Below are 7,355 nucleotides of genomic sequence, written 5' to 3'. Positions count from 1 at the left end.
CTAATCCCACTTGGGCCAATCTAAAGGCGAGAGCCGAAGCCCCCTTTGGTCCGTAGACATTATGCGGTATTAGCCATCGTTTCCAATGGTTGTCCCCCACCTCAAGGCATGTTCCCAAGCATTACTCACCCGTCCGCCGCTCGTCATCTTCTAGCAAGCTAGAAATGTTACCGCTCGACTTGCATGTGTTAGGCCTGCCGCCAGCGTTCAATCTGAGCCATGATCAAACTCTTCAATTAAAAGTTTTTTTGAAACCTAAGTTTCGCGCTCATTGAATTCTGATTTTGATACCTTTCGGTATCGAATTGACTGTGCTGAATAAACTATGTTTATTCTGTTGGTCACTCAGTTCAATTGAGACTCTAAATTTGTTTGCGCCATCTAGCGAACTAGAATCTGCTGTTAGAACYCAATCTGTACGAGTGCCCACACAGATGATTGCTTCATATTTTTAAAGAACGTTTCGAAACATTTCGTTGTTTCGAGGGATGTGCATTCTAAGCATTCCCAATTTTTTGTCAACACTTAATTTTTAATTTCTTTGGCAGAAGTTTCGAACTTAAGTTTTACTTGACGCTAACTCGCTGCTGCTTTGCTTTTCAGCGTAGCGCCCCGTGTCAGTGGGGTCGCATTATAGGGCGATCCGATTTTAGTGCAACCCTTTTTTCGATCTTTTTGATCATTCGAACAAGAATCAACCAAAAACCGCTTTTTAGCATAAAAACCATACAAAAAAGGACAAATCTTACTATCAGAACTATATTAATTATTGCGAAGTTTAATTAACTCGTTAAGATAGCTAACTCACTTGTTAAATTAATGTTTAACCTTCTTTCAATTGGTATATTTATATGAAGTCTTTTGATCATAAAGCAATTTTGATCACTTTGGTTATTGCAGTAGCGAGCTTTTTCATTGTTGATCTTGCATTAAGCTCTACTCAGTTCGACGCTGCTCTTATGCTTGCCGTAGGTATTATCATCGGTGGTGTAATAAGCCAGTTTTTAAAAAGTGATACACAACAAGAAAAACAATCAAACTTATCAACCACTACATTATATGTAGGTAATCTACCGTATCGAGCCAACGAACATGTTGTCCGCGAGCTTTTCGAAGAGCAAGGGCAAGTATTTTCAGTTCGTCTACTTAAGGATAAAAATACAGGCAAACGTCGCGGTTTTGGTTTTGTTGAGATGTCTAAGCAAGATGCGGAAAAGGCTATTACTCAACTCAATGAGCGTGAATTTCAACAGCGTACATTAAAAGTAAGAGAAGCAAAGCAAAAGCCTGAAGGTGAGATGGATCACTCACCTGCTTAATTAATCTTTATTTAAATTAATAATAGAGATTGCTTCTTTATTACCTATTACTGGTGCCGTTGCATAGAAACGCACTTCCGATGCACTCGGCACCTTTTCCCCTACTACTATTTGACTTTCCAACAATGACAATGCGCGATTAGCTATTGCCTTGCCTGAATCAACCAGCTCAACATGCTTATGTAAGCAATTCTTGATATCGTGAGCTATCAAAGGAAAATGTGTACATCCTAACACTAACCTATCAACAGTGACTGGAATGTTAAGCCGGACTATTTCCGCGCAAAGTGCCTCTTTATCCAACTCGTTATGCCAATAAAAGTGCTCAGCGATCCTAACAAGCTCCGTGGAATGCAAAGTTTCAACTTTACAACCTGAGGTAAAATCCATGATGAGCTTATGTGTATAAGCATTATTTGACGTTGCCGGTGTTGCCAATAGTGCGATGTGCTTGGTCTTTGAACTAGACGCCGCAGGCTTAACAGCAGGAACAACACCTATAATTGGAATATGGGTATGTTTTCTGGCTTCTTCTAATGCGTATGTTGAAGCGGTATTACAAGCAATAACGATAAGATCAACATTGCCCAAGCATTGCTGTTGCCAACAAATCAGTCCCTTGATACGTGATTTGATTAGCTCTTGAGGCTGAAGGCCATATGGGAGAAAAGCGTTGTCCATAACATAGCTGAATGAACCCCCCTGCAAACATGCCTTTAAGTGCGACAGCACACTGGTGCCACCTATCCCCGAATCGAAAACCAAAATATGCGACAAACTTCATTCCTCAAATCAATGGAGCATGAAGTTTGCCACGAGTCCTCGCGAAAATAAACTCGCTTAGCTTGTTTGTTTTTGCTCTACCTGCTCTTTATTTAATTCATTCAGTTTACTAAAAAAGCTACTTGCATAATCCAAAAACTCATTTAGTCTCGACTGGCCTTCATTCATCCAAGCAAGCAAGTTTGGCAACTCATTATCAGCATTGAGTCCCTTAGCTTGCTCTTGTACATCTGCTAACTGCTTATTCAGTGGCATAAATGCCTTCTCTAACTCTTTCATTGGATTGCCTTGCTGATATTGAGCAATCGCAGCAGACGTTTTACTTTGTCTGAGATCCATCGTGAAATTAGTGATCTGATCTGAATTTAAACTAAGCGACTTTGCTAAATCGAACGCTTCATCGTATTCACCACCGAAAAAAGAATCACTGACATTACGGATATCTTCCATCATATCGTTAATAGCTTGCTGCTCCTCTTCGTTCAACTCACCATTTACCTTAATTGAGAAACTGACTTCGTGAGAAGACTTAGTGCCATATGCCATGCCATAATCATTACCTTTTTGAGCAACACTCGCAGCGGCTCCCTGAGAATATGCATCGGAGAATGAAATAACGACTTCATCTCCTTCAGCTGTTGTAAATGCATATTCAGCCTGATTAGAGAGGCTCGCAAACTGCGCGGCACTGATCGCTAATGCTTTTGGCGACTTTTCTTCAAACAGCTCTTTTTCAAAATCATCTAAACCTTTAAAAATCCCTTCTCGTGATTTTTCAATACCATCTTCGATGTCGGAATTAAAAGCCCCCATGCCTTTTAACTCTTCGCTGGCTTCATCTATCCCCTGAAGCACGCCCTTACGTGCCCCATCGAGCATGGATTTCAACTCGTCATCATTTTTGCCGTCGACTTTGGCTTTCTTCACTGCACCCTGAACAAAATCGAGTACATTTTTGACAATAGATTCAAAATCAAATAATGGCTTGTCTTTCTTGTCTTGTGTCGGCTTCTCAATCCCCAACGCTTCTGCAAGCTTATCATCAAGAATTTTTGCAGCTAATTTGGATTTATCACCCGCATAGCTGTCTGAATTAATTTGGATATTTGGTCCTATCCCTTTGCTCTTTCCAGGCTTATGCTGCATCGCTGGATTGAGCAACTGATTTAATTGCCCGATTTTCATGGTATGCCCTCCAATATATTAGTTAGATTATCGGCATATTTGCGCAAAGCTAAAGTATAATGATTAAAAAAACAGCAAACCAGATGCATCAGTGATGCTAGACTGGACAAATTAGCAACGCTCCCTAAAATAGCGCCTCTTAATTCAACATAGATGGTTTTAGCATGGCAGTAATAAAAATTGATGATTCAGCATACGAGCAACAGTTAGCGGATAAAGCTGAGCGTATCACAACACAATTTGCACCGTTTAATGCACCTGCACTTGAAGTGTATGAGTCTGCATCTCGCCATTACCGCCAGCGCTGTGAATTTAGAGTATGGCATGATGGTGAAGATCTGTTTCACATCATGTTTGACCAGCAAACAAAAGAAAAGATCCGTGTTGATAGCTTTGATCCTGGTGCGCCGCTTGTCAATGAAATGATGCAAGTGATGATACACCAGCTAAAAGACAACGAAATATTGCGTCGTAAGCTGTTTCAAATCGACTATCTCACGACGCTGAGTGGGGAAGTACTGATCAGCTTGCTTTATCACAAGCAGTTAGATGAAGCGTGGCAGACTGCCATGCAGACATTAAGAACCGAGTTGCAGCAAACCTACAAAGTTGATTTTATCGGTCGTGCTAGAAAACAAAAGGTTGTGTTTGGCAATGACTATGTAACTGAAAAACTAAGCGTTAACGGTAAAGAATATATTTATCAGCAGGTTGAGAACAGCTTTACGCAACCGAATGCGGAAGTGAATCAGAAAATGCTAGCTTGGGCACAGTCTATTAGTGAACCGCTAAGCAACGATCTACTTGAGCTTTATTGTGGTAACGGTAACTTTTCAATTGCATTGGCAGGCTCATTCAATAAAGTGCTGGCTACTGAGATTTCTAAATCATCAGTAAAGTCTGCACAATTTAATATTGCAGCAAATAAAGTCGATAACTTAGATATTATTCGCATGTCGAGTGAAGAGTTTACACAAGCCATGAAAGGGCAAAAGTTTTCTCGATTAGATGGTATCGATTTACAGTCCTATGATTGCCAAACGATTCTCGTCGATCCGCCTCGTGCAGGTATGGATGAATTGACCTGTCGATTAGTTAGCAACTACGACAACATTATTTATATCTCATGTAATCCAGACACGTTAGAACGTGATTTAGCCTTATTATGTGAAACACATAAAATCGCACGTATGGCGATTTTCGATCAGTTCCCTTATACCCATCATATTGAATCTGGCGTTTACTTAGTGAGAAAGTGATCTCTAACGATTAACGACTGGCTGCCATCGCTGTGATAAGTGCTGGCAGTTGAGTTTCGCTAAAGACTTGAATACCGGATTGCCGTAATAAAGACGCAGTCAGCCCCTGCCCTACTATTTTTTTACCTGTATGACTACCATCGTAAATCAGATTGCTGCCGCAAGACGGACTGGACTCTTTTAACAACGCAAACTTTATATCGTGCTGTAGGCAAGCCGCTAGCGCTTTTTTAGCACCGAGTTCAAACGCGGAGGTAAAATCATCGCCATGTTTACTCAAAACTTTACCATCTGCTATTTCAGCCGATGGGCGAGGTGTTGGTAAACCACCAGATACTTCGGGACATAGCGGTAAGACCCAATTTTTTTGCCGCCAATACTGCAAGGTATTGTCTTGAAGGCTTTGTGAAGAAGCGTCATACCTCACTGGATAACCTAATAAGCAGCTAGAAACTAAAATTTTAAACATAAAAAAGCCCCGCAATAATTGCAGGGCTAGTCTAATACAAATTAGATTTTATTTCTTTGCTAAATAATTCACCAAAGCTGCAATTTGCTCTGGCTTAGTCGTACCAGATTCACGAAGTAATAGCTTGTATTTACCGTTTACCACGAACATTGGTACCCCTGTTAGCGCGCCTTTATCAGAAAGAGTCTTCTGCATACGTTGCATTTTTGAAGCTTTAGTACGAACAGAGAAACTGGCATAAAGTTTATCAAACTTCTCTTCTTCAACACCTTGAGCAATAAAGATATCTTTTACATCAGCAAGTTCATTGATTTTTGCACGCTTGCCATGGATATGATTAAACATGGCTGCAACTATCTTGTCTTTTTGTGGCAGCACTTCAGCAGTTGCAAGTGCTTGTGCCAACACCTGTTGGATCTCAGGCTCTCTTGGACCGACAAAATCTATATGGCTTTTTTTAAACTTAACACCCTCATCCAGCTTTGGTTTAACGTCAACGATTAAATTTTCCATTGCGTTACAGGCTGGACAATAAAAAGAAAAATATTCCATTACCTCAGGCTTTTTCGTGCCGCGCTCGGCAATAACTTCATAATGCACACCTTCTTCAAATGGTGCAGCCTGAGCAAGAAGAGGAAGCATTAGTGCAACCGCTAAGCCTTTTAATACTTTCAACATACTAACTTTCTCCAGTCCTTATTTTTTTAATAGATATGCGATCAATTCATCAAGCTGTTCTTGGCTCTTGATACCTTTCATTTCGATTCTGTATTTGTCGTTTACGATAAAAGTTGGAACGCCTGTAAGCGCCCCCGCTTCAGAAAACTTTTCTTGTGCTTTAAGCATGTTATTTTCAGCACTCACGACTGGCATACTCGTTACAGCCTGATCAAACTTTTCAGCAGCAATCCCATTTAGCTCCATTAGCGTTTTTAAATCTTTAATGTCTAACAGTTTGTTTCCTTCAACATGAATAGCATTAAAAATCTTTTCAGCAATCACATCCTCTTTGCCTTCTTGCTCAGCAATAATATAGGCATAGCTAAGATTGCTCTGCGTTTCTGTAGGAATACCACGTAGGAAGTTTACATGGCTTTTTTCAAAGTACGCTCCCTCAGGTAAGTTCTTTTTAATCGCTTTAGCAATTGGCTCAAAGCGGAAACAATGAGGACAGTAAAAAGAGAAAAATTCAGTAACTTTCTCTGATTTACTCTGTTCGGTTGTTAAGGTTGTGTAGTGCTCACCCTCGGTAAAGTCTGAAGCCATCGCAGCAATGGGCAAAAGTAATGCGATAAGTGCGACTTTTAATTTTTTTAGCATGTTACTCTCTCTAATTTTAAGGAAATAGGCTCAAACTTGGTTCATCTAATGCGGCAAATTGCTCTTTTAACGCTAGGATCTGTTGTTCCCAGTATTTGTCTGTCGCAAACCAAGAAAAGTTCCGTTCGAATGCAGGATCCTGCCAGCGTTGGGCCACCCAAGCCATATAGTTAACCATTCTCATGGCGCGTAGCGGCTCAATTAACGCAAGCTCTTTTGCATCAAACGGCATAAACTCTTCGTAACCCACAAGCAGGGTATCTAATTGTACTAATTGCTCGTTGCGGTCACCATTTAACATCATCCACAAGTCTTGTACCGCTGGACCTTGCTGACAATCGTCAAGATCCACCAACATCAATTGGTCTCTAGACCACAATAAATTTCCAGCATGACAATCACCATGAAGCCGAAGCGTTTTGGCAACTTGATACTTTGAGGTTGCTTTGTTAATAACTTGCTCAAGAATAGTAACAAATGGAGTATGTAGATGACTAGGCACTAACTGGCTTTTTAGCAGTGTTTGTTGTGCATCAACCAAAAACCGCTGAGTGTTGAGCTGTGGTCTATGTTCGAATGCTCGCTCAGCCGACAGACAATGCAAGCACCCTAGGTAGCGACCTAAAATTTCTAAGTGATCTAGATTATCGAGCTCGAACTGGCGTCCACCAACACTTGGAAACAACGTGTAGCGATAACCTTCATAAAAATGCAGACTACGCTCGGCAATAAGTAAGGGCGCCACAACTGGCACTTCGGCTTCTTTTGCTGCCAGTGCGAATTCATGCTCTTCAAGAATTTGTTCATCCGTCCAACGCGCTGGGCGGTAAAACTTCACCACATAGCGCTTGCCATCCTCAGCGCCAAATTGATAAACACGGTTTTCATAGCTGTTTAAGGCCAATAATCCCGTTGTCGGATATATCTCAAGTGCCTCAATCGCATCTAAAATAAGATCCGGTGTCAGTGCATTCAAACTAAAATCATTCATAATATTTATAAAAAAGCGAGGTTTTATAC

Annotated in this window: 8 protein-coding genes and 1 rRNA gene; 2 read left to right on the top strand and 7 right to left on the bottom strand. The window is 40.8% G+C overall.

The genetic code is table 11. From position 1 onward, the window contains the following. Positions 1–239, bottom strand: a 16S ribosomal RNA gene (locus L1D50_RS19775); the annotation flags it as partial. 612 nt (positions 240–851) lie between these two features. On the opposite strand from L1D50_RS19775, the gene L1D50_RS19770 reads away from it, so the two are divergent. Next, the gene (locus tag L1D50_RS19770) at positions 852–1,319 is read left to right on the top strand and encodes an RNA-binding protein (RefSeq protein WP_128725435.1); all 468 of its coding nucleotides are present in this window, start codon (positions 852–854) and stop codon (positions 1,317–1,319) included. Here the strand turns inward: L1D50_RS19770 and murI are convergent, their stop codons facing one another. Together murI and L1D50_RS19760 are read right to left on the bottom strand one after the other, a co-directional pair. Further along, on the bottom strand, positions 1,320–2,096 hold the full coding sequence (gene murI, locus L1D50_RS19765; protein ID WP_138522160.1) for a glutamate racemase: 777 nt from the start codon (positions 2,094–2,096) through the stop codon (positions 1,320–1,322). Between the two features lie 63 nt (positions 2,097–2,159). Continuing rightward, entirely contained in the window at positions 2,160–3,287 is a 1,128-nt protein-coding gene (locus L1D50_RS19760) for a DUF5610 domain-containing protein (RefSeq protein ID WP_138522158.1), read from the bottom strand. A 164-nt stretch (positions 3,288–3,451) separates the two neighbouring features. Between L1D50_RS19760 and trmA the strand changes: the two genes are divergently transcribed. After that, on the top strand, positions 3,452–4,546 hold the full coding sequence (gene trmA / locus L1D50_RS19755) for a tRNA (uridine(54)-C5)-methyltransferase TrmA (RefSeq protein WP_128725432.1): 1,095 nt from the start codon (positions 3,452–3,454) through the stop codon (positions 4,544–4,546). A gap of 10 nt (positions 4,547–4,556) precedes the next feature. Here the strand turns inward: trmA and L1D50_RS19750 are convergent, their stop codons facing one another. From L1D50_RS19750 to L1D50_RS19735, 4 genes are read right to left on the bottom strand one after another with little or no spacing between them, the layout of a single operon-like run. Further along, positions 4,557–5,015, bottom strand: a complete 459-nt coding sequence (locus tag L1D50_RS19750; RefSeq protein ID WP_128725431.1) for a DUF523 domain-containing protein — start codon at positions 5,013–5,015, stop codon at positions 4,557–4,559. 48 nt (positions 5,016–5,063) lie between these two features. After that, positions 5,064–5,693: a thiol:disulfide interchange protein DsbA/DsbL gene (locus L1D50_RS19745; RefSeq protein WP_010604382.1), complete on the bottom strand. Its 630-nt coding sequence runs from the start codon at positions 5,691–5,693 to the stop codon at positions 5,064–5,066. Positions 5,694–5,711: 18 nt separating this feature from the next. Further along, complete coding sequence (locus L1D50_RS19740) at positions 5,712–6,335, bottom strand: thiol:disulfide interchange protein DsbA/DsbL (protein ID WP_128725430.1); 624 nt, start codon at positions 6,333–6,335, stop codon at positions 5,712–5,714. Positions 6,336–6,351: 16 nt separating this feature from the next. After that, positions 6,352–7,326, bottom strand: coding sequence for a serine/threonine protein kinase (locus tag L1D50_RS19735; protein ID WP_239966645.1), 975 nt, complete (start codon positions 7,324–7,326; stop codon positions 6,352–6,354). Positions 7,327–7,355: the final 29 nt, after the last annotated feature.

This window comes from Pseudoalteromonas sp. Isolate6 (genome assembly GCF_022398435.1).
GTDB classification, from domain to species: Bacteria; Pseudomonadota; Gammaproteobacteria; order Enterobacterales; family Alteromonadaceae; genus Pseudoalteromonas; species Pseudoalteromonas galatheae.
Note: the sequence above shows the minus strand (reverse complement) of the source record. Positions and strands in the feature narration are given on the sequence as shown.

Bases quoted from the DNA above. Each gene is read 5' to 3' on its own strand.
- L1D50_RS19740 (WP_128725430.1), bottom strand. From the start codon at position 6,335: ATGCTAAAAAAATTAAAAGTCGCACTTATCGCATTACTTTTGCCCATT.
- trmA (WP_128725432.1), top strand. From the start codon at position 3,452: ATGGCAGTAATAAAAATTGATGATTCAGCATACGAGCAACAGTTAGCG.
- L1D50_RS19735 (WP_239966645.1), bottom strand. From the start codon at position 7,326: ATGAATGATTTTAGTTTGAATGCACTGACACCGGATCTTATTTTAGAT.
- L1D50_RS19760 (WP_138522158.1), bottom strand. From the start codon at position 3,287: ATGAAAATCGGGCAATTAAATCAGTTGCTCAATCCAGCGATGCAGCAT.
- L1D50_RS19770 (WP_128725435.1), top strand. From the start codon at position 852: ATGAAGTCTTTTGATCATAAAGCAATTTTGATCACTTTGGTTATTGCA.
- L1D50_RS19750 (WP_128725431.1), bottom strand. From the start codon at position 5,015: ATGTTTAAAATTTTAGTTTCTAGCTGCTTATTAGGTTATCCAGTGAGG.
- L1D50_RS19745 (WP_010604382.1), bottom strand. From the start codon at position 5,693: ATGTTGAAAGTATTAAAAGGCTTAGCGGTTGCACTAATGCTTCCTCTT.